The following is a 22,202-nucleotide window of genomic DNA, read 5'->3' on the forward strand; positions in this document are numbered from 1 at the left end:
GCCCCCTAAAATTTGAGTTACTTAACGGTAATTAGCACCAGCAGCGCATTTACCACCAGCGTCCTTGGAGCGTGAGAGACCTTGGCCGGATCGGCTGACTTCGACCTGTACCGCCCGTCCGAGGAGCACGACATGCTCCGTGACGTCATCCGTTCCCTGGCCGAGGCGAAGATCGCGCCGCACGCCGCCGCGGTGGACGAGGAGGCCCGCTTCCCGCAGGAGGCGCTGGACGCGCTGGTGGCCAACGACCTGCACGCGGTGCACGTACCCGAGGAGTACGGCGGCGCGGGCGCCGACGCGCTCGCCACGGTGATCGTGATCGAGGAGGTGGCCCGCGTCTGCGCGAGCTCCTCCCTCATCCCGGCCGTGAACAAGCTCGGCTCCCTCCCCGTGATCCTCTCCGGCTCCGAGGACCTGAAGAAGCGGTACATGACCCCGCTCGCCAAGGGCGACGGCATGTTCTCGTACTGCCTCTCCGAGCCCGACGCCGGCTCCGACGCGGCCGGTATGAAGACGAAGGCGGTCCGCGACGGCGACCACTACGTCCTGAACGGCGTGAAGCGCTGGATCACCAACGCCGGCGAGTCCGAGTACTACACGGTGATGGCCGTGACCGACCCCACCAAGCGCTCGAAGGGCATCTCGGCCTTCGTCGTCGAGAAGTCCGACGAGGGCGTCTCCTTCGGCGCCCCCGAGAAGAAGCTCGGCATCAAGGGCTCCCCGACCCGCGAGGTCTACCTGGACAACGTTCGCATCCCGGCGGACCGCATGATCGGCGAGGAGGGCACCGGCTTCGCCACGGCGATGAAGACGCTGGACCACACCCGCATCACCATCGCCGCCCAGGCCCTCGGCATCGCCCAGGGCGCCCTCGACTACGCCAAGGGCTACGTCCAGGAGCGCAAGCAGTTCGGCAAGCCGATCGCCGACTTCCAGGGCATCCAGTTCATGCTCGCCGACATGTCCATGAAGATCTCGGCCGCCCGCGCCCTCACCTACCAGGCCGCCGCCGCCTCGCAGCGCGTCGACGCCGACCTGACCTACCTGGGCGCCGCCGCCAAGTGCTTCGCCTCGGACGTGGCGATGGAGGTCACGACGGACGCGGTGCAGTTGCTGGGCGGGTACGGCTACACCCGTGACTACCCGGTCGAGCGCATGATGCGCGACGCGAAGATCACGCAGATTTATGAAGGCACGAACCAGGTCCAGCGGATCGTCATGGCGCGGAACCTGCCGTAGGGGCGACACAGGCAGAACGGCCCGCGGCGTGATGCCGGGGGCCGTTGTCGTGTGCTGTGGGGGTCAGTCCTCGAACCCCTCCGCCGCCCGCTTCTCCCGCAGCTCCTTGATCGCGCGCCGTCGGGCCAGCCGGTGCGTCCGGCGGATCTGGGCCTCCTGGTAGCGGCGCCTGTCGCGTTCGGTCTCCGGTATCACCGGGGGGACCCGGCGTGGCTTGCCGTCGGCGTCCACCGCCGCGAAGACCAGGTAGGCCGAACCGACCTGGGTGGGCGGCGCCGACTCGTTCCAGCGCTCGGCCAGGACCCGTACGCCGACCTCCATCGAGGTCCGGCCGGTCCAGTTGACCTGGGCCTTCACATGGACGAGGTCACCGACGCGGACCGGCTCCAGGAAGGCCATCTCGTCCATGGACGCGGTGACGGCGGGGCCGCCGCTGTGCCGGCCGGCCACCGCTCCGGCGGCATCGTCGACGAGCTTCATGATCACACCGCCGTGCACCGTCCCCAGAAGGTTGGTGTCGTTGTGGGTCATGATGTGGCTGAGGGTGGTGCGGGACGCGGATATCAGCTTGCCCGGGATTTCCGGAGTGCCCGATTCCGCTGCGGTGACCTGGTCTGTCATGGGCTCCACTTTATGCGGCCCCGACATTCGCGGACTTTGTGTTGGGTTCGCAACAGCCGTGCCTCTATTTTCCCCCGAACCTTGTAAGGCACGGGGCCGTGCCCTGCACACTGGGGCGCATGAATGACTGGCCCCAGGCATGGTCCGACGACAACCGCGGCAACCGTTACGGACGCGGCAGCGCGAGCGCACAGCCCGAGGGCGCGCGCGTGATGCGGCAGGTCCGCCGCGGTCCGGCGGCACCGCCCGGCCAGGGCTACGGCGGGGTGCCGCAGCAGCCGTCGTACGTCAACGGCCAGGGCCATGGCGGCTACGACGACGACGGGTACGACAGCGGCTACAACACCGGCCAGGTCTACGGCGGTGGTGGCGGTGGCGGGGACGACCGTACGGGGATGCGCGAGCCGCGGCCCGCGCCGAACTGGCGGCGCCGTATCAAGGTGACCACGATCACGCTGGTGACGGTGCTGCTCGTGACGAGCGTCGCCACCTACTTCTGGGCCGACTCCAAGCTCAACCGCGAGGTCGACCTCTCCAAGGTCATCGAGCGGCCGGAGGCGGGCGAGGGCACCAACTACCTCATAGTCGGCTCCGACAGCCGGGCGGGCATGTCGGCCGAGGAGAAGAAGAAGCTGCACACCGGGTCCGCCGAGGGTAAGCGCACCGACTCGATGATGATCCTGCACACCGGCAGCGGCGCCCCGACGCTGATCTCGCTGCCCCGTGACTCGAACGTCACGATCCCGTCGTTCAAGGGCTCGGACTCCGGCAAGCTCTACCCGGGCACCGGCCGTCAGGTGAAGCTGAACGCGGCCTACGCGGAGGACGGCCCCGAACTGCTGGTCCGTACCGTCGAGGCCAACACCGGTCTGCACATCGACCACTACGTCGAGATCGGCTTCGCAGGCTTCGCGAACATCGTGGACTCGGTCGGCGGTGTCGAGATCGACATCCCGCAGGACATCAAGGACTCCAAGTCCGGCGCGGACTTCAAGAAGGGCAAGCAGACCCTGAACGGCGAGGAGGCGCTCGCCTTCGTCCGCACCCGGTACGCGCTGGCCGGCTCCGACCTGGACCGTACGAAGAACCAGCAGAAGTTCCTCTCGGCGCTGGCCAACCAGGTGGCGACGCCGGGCACGATCCTCAACCCGTTCAAGCTGTACCCGACCATGGGCGCCGGCCTGGACTCCCTGATCGTCGACAAGGACATGGGCCTGTACGACCTGGCGTCCATGTTCTGGGCGATGAAGGGCGTCAGCGGCGGCGAGGGCAAGTCCATGAACATGCCGATCTCGGGCAACTCCGCGAACGGCAACCTCCAGTGGGACACCGCGAAGGTGAAGACGCTGGTGGAGCAGCTGAAGAACGACGAGACGGTGACCGTCTCCGGCAAGTGAGCAGCGCGCACCGCGCGGACGACGGACGTCGGGGGCACCCTTGGGGGTGCCCCCGACGTCCGTCGTCCGACGGTCCTCACACAGTGACCGTCACATCGTGGCGCCCGCCATCGAGCGACAGGACTCGGCACAGCGGCGACACGCCTCGGCACAGCGCATCATCTGGGGATCGTCCGGCATGGACATACACGCCTCGGCGCACATCTCACAGGCCTTGGCGCACATCGCGCACATCTCGGCCGACATGGGCGAGCGGCGCATCATCATGTCCGCGCACATACGGGTCGTCTCGGCGCAGTCCATGAGCGCCCGCATGATCTGCATCTGCGGCTGGCCGCCCATCTGCATGCAGGAGCTCATCGTCTCCTCGCAGACCACATGGCAGGACATGCACGCGTCGACGCAGGCCTGCATCTGCTTGCTCATCGCGGGCATGGTTCCGGGCTGGGTCATGGCTCCTCCTGGGGGTGCGGGAGCCCGGGCGGGCCCCGTGCCCTTCCGTCCTACGCCCGCCGGACCCGGGGCGCCATCGGGCGAACGGCAACAATTCCCACCAGATACCGCGCGGCACAGGGTCCCCCTCCTCCACCTGAGGTCGTGACGCAGCGTCATCGACCCCATTGGAGTGATGACCAGGAGTCACGGCGGGCCTCATGATCCTCGTGACCAGTGCCACCGGAAACGTAGGAAGCGCCCTGGTGAAGGAGTTCGCGCCACTGGACGCCGAACCGCTCTGTGGCCTCACCCCGTGACCCCGTGGGGGCCGCGTTTCCCACCGATGCCGAAGCCGTCGAGGGCGACGTAGGACGACCGGCCTCACTCAAGCCCGCGCACCATCCACCCCGCGGACATCGCCTCGGTGGACCGCGCCGCGCTGACCGAGACCGGCCACCTGGGACAGACGTACGGGCTGACCGGCCCGGAGCCGATCACTCCGCGCCGGCAGCTCGAAGCCATCGCGCACGCGCTGTGACGGGAAGTGCCGTTGGCCCCGATCAGCCGAGCGGAAGCACACCGTGGCATGGCCCCGTTCCTGGGGGACGAGAACGCCGAGTCCTTCCGCCGAGCGGGCTCACGGCCCTACGAGCACACCGCCTCGTCCCCCCGCACCACGATCGACTCCCCCTGCGTCGGGTCCGTGGAGCGCACCTTCAGGACCCGCTGGAAGTCCGCCCCGACGACCACCTTCAGCGTCGAGCCCAGCCCCTTCACCGGTCGCAGCTCGCTTCCGGGCAGCGCGGCCGCGAGAGACTTCGCCGAGCGGTCCCAGCGAGGGTCGTGGGCGACGACCGTGCGCGGCACGGTGCGGCCCGTCGCGTCCACCGGCCGCCCGGTCGTCCGGAACCCGGTCGCCGCCAGCGCCGCGTCGACGCGTTTGCCGAGGCCCTCCGTCTGCGTGCCGTTCTCCACCTGGACGCGGATCTCCTGCGGGGCGACCTCCACGGGGACCGCCTTGGTCCGCCCCCGGAGCGCGGCCAGCGGCTGGTCCTCGCGCAGCGCCCGGAAGAGCCGCTCGGCCTTCTCCGTGTCCCACTTCACCGTGGAACCGATGCCCTTCACGGTGTACGACATCTGCCGGATGGGCACGGTCGTGAACTCCGACGACGACGGCGAGAAGTTCCGCATCGCCCGCCCGAGGTCCAGCAGCTCGCCCGTCCCGAATCCCTTGTCCGCCCGCACCGAGCCCAGCACCGCCCGCGTCACGTCCCGGAACCGCATCGGGTTCAGCAGGATCCCGGAGGACGTCGCCCGCGCGATCAGCCCCGCCATGAAACGCTGCTGCCGCTGCATCCGGCCCAGGTCGGAGCCGCTGTCGATGTGCCGCGCGCGCACGTACTGCAGCGCCTCGCCGCCCATCAGCCGATGGGTGCCGGCCGGCAGGTCGAGTCCGGTGTACGAGTCCTTCAGCGGCTCAGCGGTGCAGATCTGGACGCCGCCGACCACGTCCACCGTCTTCATGAAGCTGGTGAAGTCGACCTCCAGATAGTGGTCGATCTTGACGTGGGTCATGTGCTCGACCGTGCGCACGGTGAGGTTCGGGCCGCCCTCCGCGTACGCCGCGTTGATCTTGATGGGGTGCGCCGCGCGGCCCTCTCCGTCGGGCACCTCGGCGTACGAGTCGCGTGGCAGGCTCACCACGCTCGCCCGCTCCCGGTCCCCCGAGATGTGCACGATCATGATCGTGTCGGTGCAGTGACAGGGCGCCCCGCCGAGCCGGTACTTGCGCCGCTCCTCCGCGCTGATGCGGTCGCGGCCGTCGGTGCCGACGAGCAGGACGTTCATCCCGGTCCCGGCCTGCGGCCGGTTCTTCATGTCCTTGAACGGGTCCACGCGCTCGATCTTCGCGTCCAGGCTGGTGACCACCGCGTGTCCGATCCCCGCCGAGGCGAGGACCACGACGGACAGTGTGGTCACCGCCCGCATGGCCCACCGTGGCCGCTTCCGCCGTACCGGCGCGACCGGCCGCGCACCGCGGCGGGACGGCTGCGGACGGCGCTGCACGGGGGAGGGGGACTGGCGGGGCGGCGTGGGCATGGGGGAGATACCTCCGCTGTCGCTTGCCCTGGGGGCCGTACGTGGGATCCGTGAGCACCGTAGGCCCATACGATCTGCTGCCCGGTGCAGCGACCCCGGCGGCGCGCAAGGGTGTCCCCCGTTCGCGGTAACGTGAGCCCCCTATGAACGCCAATCCCGACGTGCAGCTCCCCGCCGTGTCCGTCATCATGCCCGTCCTGAACGAGGAGCGGCATCTGCGCGGAGCCGTCCAAGCGATCCTCGCGCAGGAGTACGCCGGCGAGATGGAGGTCGTGATCGCCCTCGGTCCCTCCTCGGACCGCACGGACGAGATCGCCGCCGAGCTCGTGCAAGAGGACCCTCGCGTCCACACCGTCCCGAACCCGACCGGCCGCACGCCCGCCGCCCTCAACGCCGCGATCAAGGCCTCCCGCCACCCGATCGTCGTCCGCGTCGACGGCCACGGCATCCTCTCGCCCAACTACATCGCCACCGCCGTACGGCTCCTGGAGGAGACCGGCGCGCAGAACGTCGGCGGCATCATGCACGCCGAGGGCGAGAACGACTGGGAGCACGCCGTCGCCGCCGCGATGACCTCGAAGATCGGCGTCGGCAACGCCGCCTTCCACACGGGCGGCGCGGCCCAGCAGGCCGAGACCGTCTACCTCGGCGTCTTCCGGCGCGAGGCGCTGGAGCAACAGGGCGGCTACAACGAGGAGTTCATCCGCGCCCAGGACTGGGAGCTGAACTTCCGGATCCGCGAGGCGGGCGGGCTGATCTGGTTCTCGCCCGAGCTGAAGGTGTCGTACCGCCCCCGTCCTTCGGTGCGTGCCCTCGCCAAGCAGTACAAGGACTACGGCCGCTGGCGCCATGTCGTCGCCCGCTACCACGCCGGCTCCATCAACCTGCGCTACCTCGCCCCGCCGACGGCGGTGTGCGCGATCGCGGCGGGCCTCGTGCTGGGCGCCCTGGTCACCCCGTGGGCCCTGGTCGTCCCCGGCGGCTACCTCGCGGCCATCACCGCCGGCTCGGTCCCGGCCGGCCAGGGCCTGCCCCTGAAGGCACGCCTGCAGATCCCGGTCGCCCTCGCCACCATGCACATGTCCTGGGGCTACGGCTTCCTCACCAGCCCGCGGTCCCTGGCGCGGAAGGTCATCGCCTCCCGCCGCCCGGCCGTGCTCAGCGCCAACTGAGCCCGCCGGGCGGGGGAGCCCGTCACCAGGTGAAGTCCGGGTCCACCTTCATGCACGCCTTGGTGTCGGAGGCGCTCAGCGCCTCCGCCGTGTCCGGCGTCTTGTCGTCCTTCTTCGGGGCCTTGTACGCCGTACCCTCCCGCCAGTCGGCGCCGACGACGAGGGTGACGCCGGAGACGTCCGTGGACTTCTCCACGGCACTGGTCGGAATACCGAGCGCCTTGGCGACCCGCTGGGCGTCGCCCTCCAGGTCGGCGGACGGGTAGCGGACGAGCGTCGTGTCCGCGGTCGGCGTGGTCGACGCGTCGGCCACGGCCTGGGTGAAGCCCTTGCCGACGAGCAACCCGGCGACCGTTCTCGCGCGGCCCTGGGCCGGGGCGAGGACGTCGGTGCGGGTGCCGTTCTGCACCTGGACGGCGATCTCGCCGTCCGCCGCCGCCGGGTCGGTGGACGCCTTCTCCGTGGTGGACTTCTTCTTGTCCTTGCCGTCGAGCGCGATGTCCTCACGCACCAGCCGGAACAGCTTGGTCGCGTCGTCGGTCGGCACCACCCGGCCGGTCTGGATCGTGTCGTACTCGTTCGGCATCGTCGTCATGGTGATGCGCGAGGTGGGCACCTTCTTGAGCTCGCCCGCCAGGTCGTAGAGCTTCGCGACCGTGCCCAGGCCCGGGTCGACGGTGAGCGCCTTGGTGGCCGCCTCGGCGAGCGAACGCAGCTTGCCCGGGTTGCTCAACTTCGCGTTCTTGCGCAGCTCGCGGACCATCGAGTTCATGTACATGTGCTGCGCCTTGGCGCGGGCCAGGTCGCTGCCGTCCTCGAAGCCGTACCGGGTGCGCAGCCACTGAAGGGCCTGCTTGCCCTGGACGTACGTCGTGCCCTTCTCCAGCTTCAGCCCGGAACCGTGGCCCTCGCGGTCCCTGGATTCGATGTTCTTGTCGACGCAGACCGGGACGCCGCCGATCGCGTCCGCCATCGACACCACACCCGAGAAGTCGATCATCATGAAGTGGTCGATGTGGATGTCGGTCAGCTTCTCCCACGTCGCCACCGAGCACCCCGGGCCGCCACGGCCGAGCGAGCGGTTCGTCATCTCACGCCTCTCGGCCTCGTAGACGTCCCCGCTGTCCGGGTCCGTGCATGTGGGCATGTCCACCAGCGTGTCGCGCGGCATGCTCACGACCGACATGTTGGTGCGGTCGGCGGAGACGTGCAGCAGCATCTGGACGTCGGCGAGCGGGGTGGCGCCGAACGTCTCCTTGGCGCCGCCGAGCTTCTGGTTCTCCTTGCTGTCGCGCGCGTCCGAGCCGATCAGCAGGATGTTCAGCGGCGTCTGACCGGCCGCGTTCGCCTCGGTCTTGGCGGCGCGGTCCTTCTCGTCGCCGATGTTGAGGTCGTCCTTCTTCAGATTGCCGTTGAGGTGCTGGTAGTAGAGATATCCGGCACCCGCGGTGCCCAGTATCACCACCGCCAGAACCGTCGCCGACCAGCGCAGCGCACGCCGTCTGCGGCGCCTGCTGTCGGCTCCCCGGCCGCCCCTGCGTCCCCCGCCGCCGTGCCGGCCGCCCTGGTCGGCCGGCGTGTCCTGGTCGGCCTGCGGGGTGAGCGACATGGTGTCGTCCACCGCGGGGGCATCCCCTCGCACACTGCTCTGCGCCAACTGTCTGCCCTTCCCCACCCTTAGCCCGACACGGCATCGCTCCGCGCCGGACCTCCCTGTCCGGTGCGGAGCGCACCATGTCAGACCACCCTGTCCGACACTGGTTCGCTACCTGTCAGACCACTGTGGGTCCGAACCGGGTTGGCCACGTGTCGGCAAAATTCACGCCAGGTACGGCCGTTCGGTGTGCCCGGCCTACGGTGCCTGACACAACCATGTCTTGTGTCAGACCAACGAGAGTCCGGCACAGTTGCGTTCCCGGCCGGAGTTTTCGGCACCGGAAACGGGCTCGCCCCTCAGCACAAGCCGACTGAGGGACGGGCCCGTTGGGTCACTACTGCGCGCACTCGACCTTGTCGGCGGTGGACTTCTCCACGTCGGGCGCCTTGGTCGGAGCGGTGAGGGACTGGCCCGCACCCTTGAAGTCCTTGCCCAGCGTCAGTGTCATCGTGGGCAGGCCCTGGGAGTTGGTCACGCTCTTGCCGGGCTTCATCGCGGACCCGGAGAGCCCCATGATGGCGGCGAGCCGGCGAGCCTGGTCCGCCTGGTCCGGGGCGTACTCGAGCGTCGTCTTCGCCAACGTCGCCGGGGCGTTGCCCGCGTTCTCGGACTTCTCCACGCCCTCCTCGGTCTGCAGCCAGGTGAGCGTCGACGACGCGCTGCCGGCCTTGGCACCGCCGTTGAGGATCCGCACCCGCACCTCGGAGGCGTCGGACTTGGTGCCCTTCAGCCGGGCGGCCACGGCGGCGGCTTCCTTCTTCTTCTGCTGCTTGACCTCGGTGAAGGAGACGTCGTTCTGTATGGCCTCGAAGACCTGGGGCGCCGTCGTCTCGTTGAGTACGACGGTCGCCTTCACCTTCTCGGCCGGGTTGTCTATCACCGGAATCGTGGTGAAGGTCAGGTTCTTGGTGTTGAGCTTGCCCAGCTCCAGACCCAGGTCCTTCAGCTTGTCGATGGTGTCCAGCTGGGAGTCGACGGTCAGCGCCTTCGTGCCCGCCTCGGCCAGCTTGATCATCTTCGTCGGGCTGGTGAGGGTGTCGTTCGACTTCAGCTTGCGCATCAGCGCGCTGAGGAACTGCTGCTGCAGCCCGATCCGGCTCAGGTCACCGCCGAAGCCGACCGAGTGCCGGGTGCGGACGAAGGCCAGCGCCTGCTCGCCCTCGATCACGTGCTCGCCCTTGGTCAGATTGAGCTTGGAGTCGGGGTCGTTGATGTCCTTGGCCAGGCACACCTCGACACCGCCGACCGCCGTCGTCAGCGTCTTCACCGCGTTGAAGTCCGCCACCATGAAGTTGTCCGGCGTGATCCCGGTCAGCTCGGTGACCGTCCGCATGGTGCAGCTGGGCGTGCGGCCTTCCTGGCCGAGGCTGGTGTTGAAGCGGACGTCGCTCTCACCCGCGATGACCTTGTAGGAGCCGTCCTCCTGCTGCGTCCGGCAGTCCGGGATGTCGACGATCAGGTCGCGCGGGATGCTGAGCGCGGTCGCGTTCGAACGGTCCTTGGAGACGTGCAGCAGGATCGTGGTGTCGGCGTGCCCGGCGCTGCCCGAGTCGCCGTACTTGTCGTTGCCCGCACCCGTGCGCTTGTCCGTGCCGATGAGCAGGATGTTGATGGCCTTGTCCTTCGAGAAGCCACCGGTGCTCGCGCCGTCGTCGGAGACGGACTGGATGTTGTCGTTGAGGTGCTCGATGTAGAGATACGCACCGGCTGCGGCGGCGACGACCACGAACGCCATTATCCCGCCGGTCCAGAGCACGGCCTTCTTCGCCTTGCTCTTCTTCTTCACCGGCCGGCGACCACGCCGCCCCGGCAACGGCTCCTCGGGCGCACCCCGGCGCCGACGCTGCGGCGGCACCTCACGGCCCGGCGCCGTCCGCGTCTCCCGCCCCGGCGCCGCGCTCCGGTTGCGTACCGCGCCACCGGTCGTGCCGCCCGCGCCCTGGGCGCTCGTGCCGGCGGCCCGTGAGGCGGCGCCGGCACGGGAAGCGGATCTGCGAGGTCCGGGAACCGACGACTGCGGAGCGGAAGGGCTCAGTCGCAGTTCGTATTCACCGGTGTTCGGATTGAGTACCCACTGGTCTGCGGGGTCGATGTCGTCCGCCCGCCCACGGCCTTGCGCGTCCACGGTTGTCTGAATCCTCCGTCGGGGCCACGCGGCGCCTACCCCTCCAAGGCGCTCGGGTCTCGGTCAAACAGTGCGCAAGCCTAACTACGGCTGGGTGCACCGGATCGCTCACACTATCCGGCCAGTTCAGCGTCAAGCGACGACGGTGACAAATTCCACGTCCCTACAACTGGGCAATCCGCCCCATTTCTTTGAATTGAGGTTCGTGGACTTGGTGAGCGCTTTACCCGCAGGGGTTCTCGGCGGCGGTGTTGCCGCGGAAGGTGGGGGGCGGGGGAGTGGGTTCTGTGGAGCCCTCGGACCACTTGCCGTCCGACTTTCCACCCCACGCATGGGAACTCTTGTGCGAGAGGAGTCCCGGCGGCCCTTGGCGCATTCCGGACGAATCCACAACTTCCACCGGGGTGTCGGTGCGCAGCCGCTCGAAGAGCCGCTCGGCCGCGGGCTCCATGAGTTGGTCGCGATTGGGGTTGTGGATGTACGACTCCCGGGGAACGGTGAGGAATTGCACGCGTTCAGTGGGGATGTCGCGCACGCCGCGGACGAGTTCGTACAAACCGCGCAAGCTGGCCAGGGCGGGGTCGGTGGTGAGGGAGGACGTGGCGGCGTCGAGGACGGGGTAGAGCCGCACCGGGTTCAGCAGGACGTCATTGCTCTGCACCTTGTTCACCAGCGCCGCGAGGAATCGCTGCTGGCGGTCCATGCGGTCGGTGTCGCTGCCGTCGCCGAGGGTCTTGCGGGCGCGGACGTAGCCGAGGGCCTGTTCGCCGTTGAGGGTCACCTTGCCGGCGGGGAGGCGCAGCTTGGCCGCCTTGTCGTCAATGGGCTTGGCGAGGCAGATCTCCACACCGTCGAGGGCGTCGACCATCTCCTTGAAGCCGTGGAAGTCGACGACCATGTGGTGGTCGATGCGGATGTCGGTGAGCCGCTCCACGGTGCGGATGGTGCAGGCCGAACCGCCCACCTGGAAGGCGTAGTTGAACATCGCGAACATGGGCTCGCTGCGGCTGCCGTCGTCACTCCGGCACCGGGGGACGTTCACCATCAGGTCGCGGGGTATCGAGACGGCGGTGGCGCTGCGGCGGCCCGCGGACAGGTGCAGGAGGATGGTGGTGTCGGAGCGTTCGGTGCCGGAGTCGCGCCCGTAGCGGCGGTTTCCGCTGCCCGCCCTGGAATCGGATCCGATGAGCAGGATGTTCCGCGCGTCGCGCACCAGCGAGGTGGGCCGCTCGTTCTCGTACCGCTGGAGCTCCGCGGCGGCGGCCTCGTCGGTGGTGATGTTGGAGTCGAGCTTGGCGTAGACGGCCCATCCTGCCCCGGCAGCGGCCACGAGCACCAGCCCCACCCCCAGAACCCCCCGCCGCACCCACCGCCACCCTCGCCGCCGCCCTCGCCAACCGCCGGACGGCCCGCCCCCGACAACGCCGGAAGGTCCGGGACGTGAGCGCGATATGCCGGTCACTCTGGCTCCAGTCCTCAGGGCGTGCTGCGTGCTGCTTGCTGCGTGCGGTGTGGGCTGTGGGCTGTTGTTACGACCATGGCTCGGGTGGGGGGTGAGGGGTGGGTGGTGGTGGGCCGAATGGGTGACGGTTGCCTCCGGCGGTGGGGCGGGGGTGCCTGCGGCGGCCTGTGCGGTTTGGCGGGGGTGCGCGTGGCGCCTGCGGTTCGGTGGGTGGGTCGGGGCCGCGTCGGGGGGGGGTGTCCGTCCTAGGGCCGGCGCCTGGACTTAGGCCAAGAGGTGCCGCGTGTTGACGCCGGCCACTGCGGGCGGACACCCCCCGACGCGTCCCCTTACCGCCGTGGGCGACTGCGGCGCCGCGGTGGTGCGCGGAGGCGGCGCTGTTTGTCGACGCCGGTTCTGGTGGCCAGTCCGTCCGGCGGTTGAGGGCGAGATTCTGCCATCCCGATCCCCCCACCCGTGGGGACTCCGTCCCTGCCCCCACCCACCCGCAGGGGTGTCATTCTTCAGCCTGTCCGGCGTTTGAGGACGAGGCCCTTTCGGGGCCGATGCGGGGGTCTGGGGGCGGAGCCCCCAGAAGGGGCCGGGGTCGAAGGGGCGGCAGCCCCTGGAGGATGGGACGGGTAGGGGCGGCGGGGGCGAGGAAAAAAAGGGGCCGGGGCGGCACGCCCGTCAGCCCAGACGCCGCGCACCCCCGCTGCGCGAACCCCGCGTCACCGCGCCGTAGCCGTCACCCGCTCGCTCTCGATCCGCTTCGCCAACGCCTCCTCACCCAGCGACTCCACATTCCGGCACAGCACCACCGACCCGTCGGTCGCGAGCGCCGCGTACAGCCCGGCGTTGAGCCCCTCCCAGGTGTCGTACGGCAAGGCGGACAGAATCCGCGACCCCGGCCCCGTAAGCCCCAGCCCCGTAGCCTCCGCCCGGGCACGCTCGACGACCTCGGCCCCGCTGAACTCCCGCCCGGCGACGATCAGCGCAGGTTCCTCAGGATCGACCGGGGCGAACGGTGCGAACCGGTCCCCCTGGCTCGGCACCTCCACCGCATAGTCGGCGAACCCGGCCGGCGGCTGCGGGAAACGTCCCCCCAACGGCCGTAGCGCCAACGCGACCCGCTCACCCCGACACGCCCGCGCGGCCTCCAGGGAATCCGGCCCGCTCACGACCACGTCGCCCGCCGCCGGATCCCCACCGACGTCCGCGATCGTGCCCACCGACGAACACGCCAGCAGCCACACCGCCGTCTGCCAGTGCGCCGGCAGCAGCAGCGTGACCCGGTCACCCGGCCCGGCCCCGAGGTCGCCCTGGAGCAGATTCGCCGTCTTCGCCACCCAATTGGCGAGGGTGGCCACGGACAATTCGACGCGCTCCCCGGTGGCGTCGTCGTAGAAGGTCACCAGGGGGCGTCCGGGATCCGCGGCGAGCGCGGAACGCAGCAGGTCGGCAGGGGTGCGATCGGTGGCGTTCATCCGCGCAAGGGTACGCGGACCCACCCCCGCGCACGGCCGGTTGGCGGCACCCCGCCGCCACCGATTCGGGTGAACCGTTGACCGACGCCCCGTCAATCCCCAGATGGACAGGTTTGTACGCCTATGTCCACCATCGGGAGTATGCGTGGATTCCTTGCTTCCTCGATCGGTGTCACGTGCGCGGCGGCTCTGGCCCTCCCGCTCACCCCACCCGCCGTCGCGGCGACCGCGAGACCGGCGCTCGGCGCGGAAGTGGCCACGAGCACGCGGGTGGTGGCCACAGTCGACGGGTCTGCGGTGCGTCGTACGGACGCCGAGCCGTCCGTCCCCGGCAGCACCCAGTCGCTGCCCCTCCGCCCCCTCACCCATGACCGCGTCGCCGACCCGCCCACCGAACAGGGCCTGCCCCGACGGGACGTACAGCGCTTCTCCCTCGTCGGCGTCATCTGGGACGACCCGACCGTCGAACTGCACGGCCGCGTCCAGGTCCGCACCCGTGCGGTCGGCACCGGCATCTGGTCCGACTGGCAGGAGGTCGAGACGCACAACGCCGAGCACGGCGCCGACCCCGACACCGCCGAAGGCACCTCGTCCCGGGTGCGCGGCTCCACGGCGCCGCTGTGGGTCGGGGAGTCGGACGGGGTGGAGGTGCGGGTCACTCCGGAGGAGGTCGGGGAGCGGTCCGAGCAGACGGCTCCGGGCGCCGGTGACCCGACCCCGACGGCCGGCACCGGCATCGTCCTCCCGCTTCCTCTCGGCCTCCGCCTCGAACTGGTCGACCCCGGCGATCCCGCCCCCGCGCCGGGCGACCCCGACGGCGCCACCCGCCCCGGTTCCCTGACGACCGAGACCGGCGAGACCGCCGAGGCGCTCGGCGCCGTCGCGGCCGACACCGCCGCCTCCGCCGTCAACACCGAACTCGCCCCGCTGAACGCCACCGAGATCCCCGAGCTCGGCAAGGCCGAGACCGAGAAGGAACTGTTGGCCCTGCGCGGCAGCGAGTTGACGCAGGAGCAGCGGGCGAAGCCGTACATCGGTCCGCGGCCGCGCATCGTCACCCGGCGCGGCTGGGGTGCGAACGAGAGCTGGCGGGAGAAGAAGTTCGTCTACACGAAGAAGGTGAAGGCGGCCTTCGTGCACCACACCGCGACGGGTGCCAAGTACACGTGCAAGCAGGTTCCCTCGCTCATTCGCGGTATCTACCGCTACCACGTCAAGAGCATGGGCTGGCGCGACGTCGGCTACAACTTCCTCGTCGACAAGTGCGGAAACATCTACGAGGGGCGCGCCGGGGGAGTGGCGAAGTCGGTCCTGGGTGCCCACACGCGCGGTTTCAACAGCAACAGCATGGGGATCGCCGTTCTCGGCAGCTACGGCACCACCAAGCCGACCGCTGCCGCGGTGCGGGGCATCGCCCGGCTCACGGCCTGGAAGCTGGGCCTGTTCGGCGTCAATCCGCGCAGCAAGACGTACCTGAAGTCCGGCGGTGGCAATCTCTACACCAAGGGCAAGAACGTCAGCCTGAACACGATCTCCGGGCATCGGGACGGCTACTCCACGGAGTGCCCCGGACTCCAGCTCTACCGCAAACTCGGCACGGCCCGCACGGCGGCGGCCAAGTACCAGGGACGCTGAAAAATGTAGGAATCCACGGACATGCCGGGCCCTGCGGACGGCATGCTGTGGGCGTACGGGGGCAATGGGGGGCCATGTGGGGGCGTACGGGGGTACGGGGTAAGAGGTATGGAGTACGGGAGTACGGGGGGTCGTGTTCACCGCCGTCGGAGGACGAGAGAGTGGACGGCCTCACGGCCTGATGACCTGCCGCACTGCCGTACTGCCGTACTGCCGCCCTGCCGTCGAGGGCACCGCACACCGGTCTGCATACACTGGCCGGCCGAAAGACAGTTCGGCCGGTCCCGGCAGGAAGCAGAGACGACAGGTGACAGAAGCGATCCTCCTGGTCGGCGGCAAGGGCACTCGGCTGCGTCCGCTCACCGTGCACACGCCGAAGCCCATGGTCCCGGCGGCAGGGGTGCCGTTCCTCACGCACCAGTTGGCGAGAGCGAGAGCGGCGGGCGTGGACCACATCGTCCTGGCGACGTCGTATCTGGCCGAGGTCTTCGAGCCGTACTTCGGCGACGGCTCGGCCCTCGGTCTCCACCTGGAGTACGTGACGGAGGAGGAGCCCCTCGGCACGGGCGGCGCCATCCGGAACGTGGCCTCCCGACTCCACTCCGCGCCCGACGACCCGGTCCTGATCTTCAACGGGGACATCCTGACGGGCCTGGACATCAGGGCCCTGGTCCACACGCACGAGACGACGGGCGCGGACGTCTCGCTCCACCTCACCAAGGTGACCGACCCGAGGGCGTACGGCCTGGTCCCCACGGACGACACGGGCCGGGTGACGGCGTTCCTGGAGAAGCCGCAGACCCCCGAGGAGATCGTCACCGACCAGATCAACGCGGGGGCGTACGTCTTCCGCCGCTCGGTCATCGACACGATCCCGGCAGGCCGCCCGGTCTCGGTGGAACGCGAGACGTTCCCGAACCTCCTGTCCGCCGGAGCCCACCTCCAGGGCATGGTCGACTCGACGTACTGGCTGGACCTCGGCACACCCGCGGCCTTCGTCCGCGGCTCGGCGGACCTGGTCCTCGGCCGCGCCCCGTCCCCCGCGGTCCCCGGCCGCTGCGGCGACCGCCTGATCCTCCCCACGGCCACGGTGGCCCCCGACGCCAAGCTGACCGGCGGCACGGTGGTCGGCGAGGGCGCCTTCGTGGCCGAGGGCGCCCGAGTCTTCGGCAGCACGATCCTCCCCGGCGCCGTCATCGAACCCGGCGCCGTCATCACCGACTCCCTCATCGGCACCCGCGCCCGAGTCGGCGAACGCTCCGTCCTGACAGGCACGGTCATCGGAGACGGCGCGGTGATCGGCGCCGACAACGAACTGAGGGAGGGCGTACGGGTGTGGTGCGACGCACGGATACCGGCGGGGGCGGTGCGGTTCTCGCCGGATCTGTAGGTCCGGCTCTGGTGGGTGCGGGTGCGGGTGCGCTGCGGGATGCCTGAGGCGGCCCGTGGGGGTACGCCGCCCACCTAACCCCCATTCGGCGCGTCCGGTGTTCGGGGACGAGTTCTCACCGTCCCTAGCCCCCACCCACCCGCAGGGGGCTTGTTCGTGGGGTGAGGGTGCCGTTTCGGGGTCGGCCTGTGCTTTTCAGCCTGTCCGGCGTTCGGGGACGAGCTCCCACCGTCCCTAACCCCCACCCACCCGCAGGGGACGTCTGAGCGGACGGGCGCCACCTCCTCGACGCCGGCCCGGGCATTCCAGCCCGTCCGGCGTTTGAGGACGAGGCCCCTTAAGGGCCGAATCGGGGGTCTGGGGGCGGAGCCCCCAGAAGGCCCCGGGTCGAAGGGGCAGAGCCCCTGGAGGATGGGACGGGTAGGGGCGGCGGGGGCGAAAACCATCGGCGGCAACCACAACACAGCCCCCCAACCCCCCGTCACAACCGCCCAATATCCCCCCGCGGCATCCGCGGAGCCCGCCGCCCCGGCACCCGCCCGCTCAACAGAATCAACCGAGCCGCCCGATGCCGCTGCCCCGCATACGGCTCCAGCAACTCCAGCATCACGGAGTCATCCGCGTCCCGATCCCCCGCAAGCGCCCACCCCACGATCCCCGGCAGATGCAGATCCCCCACGGTCACCGCATCCGCCGCCCCATGACTGCGCTGCACAACCTCCGCCGACGTCCACGGCCCAATCCCCGGCAGGACCTCCAACCGCCCCTGCGCCTCCGTCGGAGACATCCGCACGGCCTCCTCCAGCCGCGCAGCAACCCGTACGGCCCGCAGAATCGTGGACGCCCGCTTGTTGTCGACCCCGGCCCGATGCCACTCCCAGGACGGAATCGACCTCCAGGTCCCCGCATCCGGCATCACACACATCTGCCCGGGCACGGGCCCAGGCGCCGGCTCCCCGAACTTCCGAACCAGCAACCGCCACGCCCGGTACGCCTCATCGGTCGTGACCTTCTGCTCCAGAACCGACGGAATCAACGACTCCATCACCAGCCCGGTCCGCGTCAGCCGCAACCCCGGCCGTCGATGCCGAGCAACCGCCACCACCCGATGCCGCGGCACGAAGGCGGACGGATCATCGGCGGCCCCGAGCAACTCCGGCAACTGCTCCAACAGCCACTCGGCCCCCGGCCCCCACGCTTCCCCCCGCACCTCGGCACCCCGCACGCCGACCCGCAACGTCCCGGGCCCGACCGGCGTACGACAGGCCCGCCACACGGACCCGTCCGGCATCGCCCGAAACGTCGGATCCCCCGGCCCACGCCGCAGCGGCCCCAGCACCAGCCCGAGATCGAGCGGCCCGTCGGGCACCACCGTCCGCACCTTCCCCGGCGCGACAGCCTGCCGAGGCACACCCGCAGACGCAGGCACAGCGACATGCCCACCGCGCACAGTCGTACGTGTGGGCCGCGGAGCAAAACGTCCTGCCACGAAGAATCCCGGGATGCGACTAGATGGAGACAAGAGCTACGACTGGATAGAGACGAGAGCTACGAGCCTAGGCGCTCCCACGGCGCGCGATGGGCATACCGAGCCCCCGCCTTCCCGAACCGCAGACCCCCGCCCCGCCCCCGCCCCACCCAGCGGAGCGTCACCGCACCTCGATAAACGCCCCCGCATCCCGCTCCCCCCGAGCCCGCGGCTCCTCCGCCGGATGCCCGACCGCCACGGCCCCCATCGGATCCCACTCCTCCGGCAGACCCAGCACCCCCCGCACCACATCCCGGCAGAACATCGTCGACGAAACCCACGCCGAACCCAGCCGCTCCCCGGCCAGCGCGACCAGGAAGTTCTGCACCCCCGCACCGGTAGCGACGACGAACATCTCCCGCTCGGCCCCGTCCCGCCGCGCGTCGCCGTACGTGTGCGAACCGTCCATCACCAGACACGGCACGACGAGATACGGCGCGTTCCGCAGCACATCCCCCCGCCGCACCCGCTTGGCGATGGACTCCTCGCTCTTGCCGTCCCGCCGCAGATCGGCGACCCACGCGTCGCGCATCGCGTCGAGCAGCCGCGTCCGCGACTCCTCCGACTCCAGCAGCACGAATCGCCACGGTGTCGTGTGGTGCGGCGCCGGCGCCGTGACCGCCGCCTCGACCGCCCGTCGCACGGCCCCGGGGTCGACGGGTTCGTCCGTGAAGGCCCGCACCGTACGCCGCTGGGTCACCGCCTCCCGTACCGCCTCCGACGTCCCCAGCCGGAACATGTCGTCACGCGCCCCGCGCACCAAGGCCCGCGCCCCCTCCCCGTGCTCCTCGGTCACCGTGTGCGCCAGCCCGCGCACGACGGCGACGGGCAGGCCGGCGGCCTTGCCCTTCACCAGGTCACCGGCGGCGGCGAGTTCGTCCGCGGTCGCCACGACGGTAGCGCTGAGCGGATTGCCGTACGAGTCCGTGCCCCCGCGCAGATCATCGAGTACGTGGATGCCGGCGGCGCCGATCGCGACGTCGGTGAGCCCGGCGCGCCAGGGGCGCCCGAAGGTGTCGGTGACGACGACGCCGACGTCGACGCCCAGGGCGTCCCGCAGGCCGTCCCGGATCGCCCGCGCGGACGCGTCCGGGTCCTCGGGCAGCAACAGCACGGTCCCGGCAGGGGTGTTGGAGGCATCGACCCCGGCGGCGGCCATCACGAGCCCCTGCCGGTTCTCGACGATGCGCAGCGCCCCACGCCGCGCCACGACCCGTACGGTCTCCGCGTCGATCGCGGACTCCCGGTCGGCCGCCTCGACGATCCGCCCCTCCGCCTTGGACACGATCTTCGAAGTGACGAGCAGCACGTCCCCGTCGACCAGCCCGGGTTCGGCGGTGGCGATCAGTTTCGCGAGGTCGTCGCCCTGCTGGACCTCGGGGATTCCGGAGACGGCCCAGACGCGGTACCCGTCGGCAGACACCTCGCTCAAGCGCCTCGCACCTCCTCCGCCAGCGTCAGTGCCTCGCGGGCCATCTGCGCGGTGGCGTCGAGGCCGGTCATCATCAGCGGAACGGCCCGGCAGCGGATCCCGGCCGTCTCGACCCGCTCCACGGAGCCCGCGTCCACGGTGTCGACAAGCCAGCCGTCGAGGAGCCCCGAGCCGTAGTGCTCGGCGACCGCAGTGGCCGTCGACTCCACTCCCACGGCCGCGAGCACCTTGTCGGCCATCCCGCGCACGGGCGCGTCCCCGACGATGGGGGACAGGCCCACCACCGGCACCCCGGCGTCGGCGATCGCCTCACGGATGCCGGGCACGGCGAGGATCGTGCCGACCGAGACGATCGGGTTGGACGGCGGGAAGAGGATGACGTCCGCCTCGGCGATGGCCTCCAGGACGCCCGGCGCCGGCTTGGCCTGCTCGGCCCCGACCGGCACGATCGCCTCGGCCGGCACCTGGGCCCGCAGCCGTACCCAGTACTCCTGGAAGTGGACGGCCCTGCGTTCGCCGTCCACCTCGACCGCGACGTGCGTCTCGACGCGGTCGTCGGTCATGGGGATCAGACGGACGCCCGGCTTCCAGCGGTCGCACAGCGCCTCCGTCACCGCGCTCAGCGGGTATCCGGCGCCGATCATCTGCGTCCGCACGATGTGCGTGGCGAAGTCCCGGTCGCCGAGCCCGAACCACTCCGGGCCGACGCCGTACGCCGCGAGCTCCTCCTTGAGATGGAAGGTCTCGTCCGCCCTGCCCCAGCCCTGCTCCTCGTTGATGCCGCCGCCCAGCGTGTACATCACCGTGTCGAGGTCCGGGCAGACCTTCAGGCCGAAGAGGTGGATGTCGTCCCCGGTGTTGCCGATGACCGTGATGTCCGCGTCCGGCGCGGCCCGCTTCAGACCGCGCAGGAACCGGGCACCACCGATGCCGCCTGCCAGAACCACAATGCGCATGGGAGCCAGTCTTGCAGGCGGGTACGACAACGCGTCAGGCAGTCATCGGACGGGCGACGCTCAGGCAGTCATCGGACGGGGCGACGCGTCAGGCCGTCACCGGACGCGGCTCGACACGGGCCTCGCAGGCCGGGGTCGTGTGCATCGGCATCTCGGTCAGGCCCGGGTAGTACACGTGCAGGCTTGTCGCCGGCTCCAGCGCGTCGTTCACGACCTCGTGGGTGTACCCCGGCGCGAACACCCGCTGCCCGCCCGCCTCCAACACGCGCGTGCCGCGCTCCGTGCGCTCGGTCAGCGTGCCGTCCAGGACCGTCAGGACGCCGGAGGACCGGCCGTGGTCGTGCAGCCCGCTGCCCTGTCCGGGAACCCAGGACAGCAGCCAGACCTCGTAGCCGGGGCCCGTGCGCAGCCGGTGGTACCAGCGCGTGGTCGCGTCGTACTGGACGAGGTGCTCCCACTGGGACCGGTCGGCGGCGATGGAGCGGGCCAGGCCGACGAAGTCGGCCACGGTGGCCGGGTGCTCGCGCGGTGCCTGGAGGAGGTGCGGGACTTCGAGGATGTCGCCGGCGATCTGGAGGTCGCTGTCGCTGTTCATGGGGGTGTCGTGGTTCCTCAGTGAAAGAAAGGTCAGAGGGAACGAGAGCCGAGTCGCGGGTGACCGGGCCTACAGCCGGAGCAGGTGTGGCTCAACAGCTGGGACAGCAACAGCTACAGCGCGCGCGGGCAGCACCGTGGGACCCGGCGGTGCGGGTCGAGGTGAGTACCGAGTGCGCGAGCATGCCCACAAGGACATCGGTTCATGCCTTCACTGTCAACTCGACGCCCGCGAATGTGGCACATGTTTCACCTCATCCGGTTCATCTTGGTGGTGAAAGGTTTGTTCTTGGAGCAGCCGGGACACATGGCGCACAACCGGGCGCACTGGCGTCGTTGTGATCCTGTGATCCGACTGTGATCCGGTTCGCTTCTACGCACGCGTGCAACGAGATCGAACTTCTGGGCGTCCTTTTCCGTACAGGCTCTGCGGAGGGCCAGGGGCCCTCCTGGGTCCCGTCCGCTCGTCAAGGTTTAGGCCGATTTGAACACTTTCCGCTAGGCCTTGGTTCCGCAGAGTGAATAAGGGGCTCAATAGCAGATCTCGGCTTGACTCGCCCGGAGCAGCACACTTGTAATTTCACTCGTGTCGTTCAGCCGAAATCGGTAACGGCAACATCACGGGGACGCGAAAGACAGACGAGGGGCGCACATGACCGAGCTGGTGCAGCAACTGCTGGTCGACGACGCGGACGAGGAACTCGGCTGGCAGGAGCGCGCGCTGTGCGCCCAGACCGACCCCGAGTCCTTCTTCCCCGAGAAGGGCGGCTCCACCCGCGAGGCCAAGAAGGTCTGCCTGGCCTGTGAGGTCCGCTCCGAGTGCCTCGAGTACGCCCTCGCCAACGACGAGCGCTTCGGGATCTGGGGCGGCCTGTCCGAGCGTGAACGCCGCCGACTGAAGAAGGCCGCTGTCTGAAGCAGGTCACTGTCCGAAGAAGGCGGTGTCCGACGAAACGGCTCCACAACCGCACGTACATACGTCACGTACGGCCC

General features: G+C 70.0%; 17 protein-coding genes. 6 read left to right on the forward strand and 11 right to left on the reverse strand.

Translation table 11 applies throughout. The features are described 5' to 3' along the window. Window positions 1-81: 81 nt before the first annotated feature. Window positions 82-1,239 carry an acyl-CoA dehydrogenase gene (locus tag BLU79_RS07730; protein WP_093904837.1) on the forward strand — a complete coding sequence of 386 codons (1,158 nt, stop codon included), beginning with the start codon at window positions 82-84 and terminating at the stop codon, window positions 1,237-1,239. 63 nt (window positions 1,240-1,302) lie between these two features. On the opposite strand, the gene BLU79_RS07735 is transcribed toward BLU79_RS07730, so the two are convergent. Beyond that, window positions 1,303-1,860 (reverse strand): acyl-CoA thioesterase, encoded by a 558-nt coding sequence (locus BLU79_RS07735; RefSeq protein ID WP_177000912.1) that lies wholly within the window; start codon window positions 1,858-1,860, stop codon window positions 1,303-1,305. A gap of 119 nt (window positions 1,861-1,979) precedes the next feature. Between BLU79_RS07735 and BLU79_RS07740 the strand changes: the two genes are divergently transcribed. After that, on the forward strand, window positions 1,980-3,257 hold the full coding sequence (locus BLU79_RS07740; protein WP_093904839.1) for an LCP family protein: 1,278 nt from the start codon (window positions 1,980-1,982) through the stop codon (window positions 3,255-3,257). 90 nt (window positions 3,258-3,347) lie between these two features. Here BLU79_RS07740 and BLU79_RS07745 read toward each other — a convergent pair whose 3' ends face one another. Continuing rightward, window positions 3,348-3,710 (reverse strand): four-helix bundle copper-binding protein, encoded by a 363-nt coding sequence (locus BLU79_RS07745; protein WP_093904840.1) that lies wholly within the window; start codon window positions 3,708-3,710, stop codon window positions 3,348-3,350. Window positions 3,711-4,337: 627 nt separating this feature from the next. Beyond that, window positions 4,338-5,792 carry an LCP family protein gene (locus tag BLU79_RS07755; RefSeq protein ID WP_177000913.1) on the reverse strand — a complete coding sequence of 485 codons (1,455 nt, stop codon included), beginning with the start codon at window positions 5,790-5,792 and terminating at the stop codon, window positions 4,338-4,340. Window positions 5,793-5,935: 143 nt separating this feature from the next. Here BLU79_RS07755 and BLU79_RS07760 point away from each other — a divergent pair, with 143 nt between their 5' ends. Beyond that, window positions 5,936-6,964 (forward strand): glycosyltransferase family 2 protein, encoded by a 1,029-nt coding sequence (locus BLU79_RS07760; RefSeq protein ID WP_093904842.1) that lies wholly within the window; start codon window positions 5,936-5,938, stop codon window positions 6,962-6,964. A 22-nt stretch (window positions 6,965-6,986) separates the two neighbouring features. On the opposite strand, the gene BLU79_RS07765 is transcribed toward BLU79_RS07760, so the two are convergent. The 4 genes from BLU79_RS07765 to BLU79_RS07780 form a co-directional block, all read right to left on the reverse strand. Beyond that, window positions 6,987-8,573: an LCP family protein gene (locus BLU79_RS07765; RefSeq protein WP_093904936.1), complete on the reverse strand. Its 1,587-nt coding sequence runs from the start codon at window positions 8,571-8,573 to the stop codon at window positions 6,987-6,989. A 382-nt stretch (window positions 8,574-8,955) separates the two neighbouring features. After that, window positions 8,956-10,746, reverse strand: a complete 1,791-nt coding sequence (locus BLU79_RS07770; RefSeq protein WP_093904843.1) for an LCP family protein — start codon at window positions 10,744-10,746, stop codon at window positions 8,956-8,958. A 223-nt stretch (window positions 10,747-10,969) separates the two neighbouring features. Further along, on the reverse strand, window positions 10,970-12,112 hold the full coding sequence (locus BLU79_RS07775) for an LCP family protein (protein ID WP_177000914.1): 1,143 nt from the start codon (window positions 12,110-12,112) through the stop codon (window positions 10,970-10,972). Between the two features lie 806 nt (window positions 12,113-12,918). Next, a complete protein-coding gene (locus BLU79_RS07780) occupies window positions 12,919-13,674 on the reverse strand; it encodes a TIGR03089 family protein (protein ID WP_093904845.1) in 756 nt (251 codons plus the stop codon). A gap of 141 nt (window positions 13,675-13,815) precedes the next feature. On the opposite strand from BLU79_RS07780, the gene BLU79_RS07785 reads away from it, so the two are divergent. Next, a complete protein-coding gene (locus tag BLU79_RS07785) occupies window positions 13,816-15,309 on the forward strand; it encodes a peptidoglycan recognition protein family protein (protein ID WP_093904937.1) in 1,494 nt (497 codons plus the stop codon). Window positions 15,310-15,616: 307 nt separating this feature from the next. Continuing rightward, complete coding sequence (locus BLU79_RS07790) at window positions 15,617-16,699, forward strand: mannose-1-phosphate guanylyltransferase (RefSeq protein WP_093904846.1); 1,083 nt, start codon at window positions 15,617-15,619, stop codon at window positions 16,697-16,699. Window positions 16,700-17,180: 481 nt separating this feature from the next. Here the strand turns inward: BLU79_RS07790 and BLU79_RS07795 are convergent, their stop codons facing one another. The 4 genes from BLU79_RS07795 to BLU79_RS07810 all read right to left on the reverse strand — a co-directional run bounded on the left by BLU79_RS07795 (window position 17,181) and on the right by BLU79_RS07810 (window position 21,210). Further along, a complete protein-coding gene (locus BLU79_RS07795; RefSeq protein ID WP_093904847.1) occupies window positions 17,181-18,188 on the reverse strand; it encodes a DNA-3-methyladenine glycosylase family protein in 1,008 nt (335 codons plus the stop codon). Between the two features lie 160 nt (window positions 18,189-18,348). Further along, window positions 18,349-19,659 carry a coenzyme F420-0:L-glutamate ligase gene (locus BLU79_RS07800; protein WP_093904848.1) on the reverse strand — a complete coding sequence of 437 codons (1,311 nt, stop codon included), beginning with the start codon at window positions 19,657-19,659 and terminating at the stop codon, window positions 18,349-18,351. Beyond that, window positions 19,656-20,615 (reverse strand): 2-phospho-L-lactate transferase, encoded by a 960-nt coding sequence (cofD, locus tag BLU79_RS07805; protein ID WP_093904849.1) that lies wholly within the window; start codon window positions 20,613-20,615, stop codon window positions 19,656-19,658. The genes BLU79_RS07800 and cofD overlap by 4 nt, the downstream gene beginning before the upstream one ends. Window positions 20,616-20,703: 88 nt before the next feature. Further along, window positions 20,704-21,210, reverse strand: a complete 507-nt coding sequence (locus tag BLU79_RS07810; protein WP_093904850.1) for a cysteine dioxygenase — start codon at window positions 21,208-21,210, stop codon at window positions 20,704-20,706. Between the two features lie 651 nt (window positions 21,211-21,861). On the opposite strand from BLU79_RS07810, the gene BLU79_RS07820 reads away from it, so the two are divergent. After that, window positions 21,862-22,125 carry a WhiB family transcriptional regulator gene (locus BLU79_RS07820; RefSeq protein WP_003975777.1) on the forward strand — a complete coding sequence of 88 codons (264 nt, stop codon included), beginning with the start codon at window positions 21,862-21,864 and terminating at the stop codon, window positions 22,123-22,125. Window positions 22,126-22,202 lie beyond the last annotated feature (77 nt).

The sequence above is a fragment of the Streptomyces sp. cf386 genome (genome assembly GCF_900103585.1).
Taxonomy (GTDB): domain Bacteria; phylum Actinomycetota; class Actinomycetes; order Streptomycetales; family Streptomycetaceae; genus Streptomyces.

Coding starts and splice junctions, on each gene's coding strand:
- BLU79_RS07735 (WP_177000912.1), bottom strand. CDS start 1,860: ATGACAGACCAGGTCACCGCAGCGGAATCGGGCACTCCGGAAATCCCG.
- BLU79_RS07740 (WP_093904839.1), top strand. CDS start 1,980: ATGAATGACTGGCCCCAGGCATGGTCCGACGACAACCGCGGCAACCGT.
- BLU79_RS07745 (WP_093904840.1), bottom strand. CDS start 3,710: ATGACCCAGCCCGGAACCATGCCCGCGATGAGCAAGCAGATGCAGGCC.
- BLU79_RS07755 (WP_177000913.1), bottom strand. CDS start 5,792: ATGCCCACGCCGCCCCGCCAGTCCCCCTCCCCCGTGCAGCGCCGTCCG.
- BLU79_RS07760 (WP_093904842.1), top strand. CDS start 5,936: ATGAACGCCAATCCCGACGTGCAGCTCCCCGCCGTGTCCGTCATCATG.
- BLU79_RS07765 (WP_093904936.1), bottom strand. CDS start 8,573: ATGTCGCTCACCCCGCAGGCCGACCAGGACACGCCGGCCGACCAGGGC.
- BLU79_RS07780 (WP_093904845.1), bottom strand. CDS start 13,674: ATGAACGCCACCGATCGCACCCCTGCCGACCTGCTGCGTTCCGCGCTC.
- BLU79_RS07785 (WP_093904937.1), top strand. CDS start 13,816: ATGCGTGGATTCCTTGCTTCCTCGATCGGTGTCACGTGCGCGGCGGCT.
- cofD (WP_093904849.1), bottom strand. CDS start 20,615: ATGCGCATTGTGGTTCTGGCAGGCGGCATCGGTGGTGCCCGGTTCCTG.
- BLU79_RS07810 (WP_093904850.1), bottom strand. CDS start 21,210: ATGAACAGCGACAGCGACCTCCAGATCGCCGGCGACATCCTCGAAGTC.
- BLU79_RS07820 (WP_003975777.1), top strand. CDS start 21,862: ATGACCGAGCTGGTGCAGCAACTGCTGGTCGACGACGCGGACGAGGAA.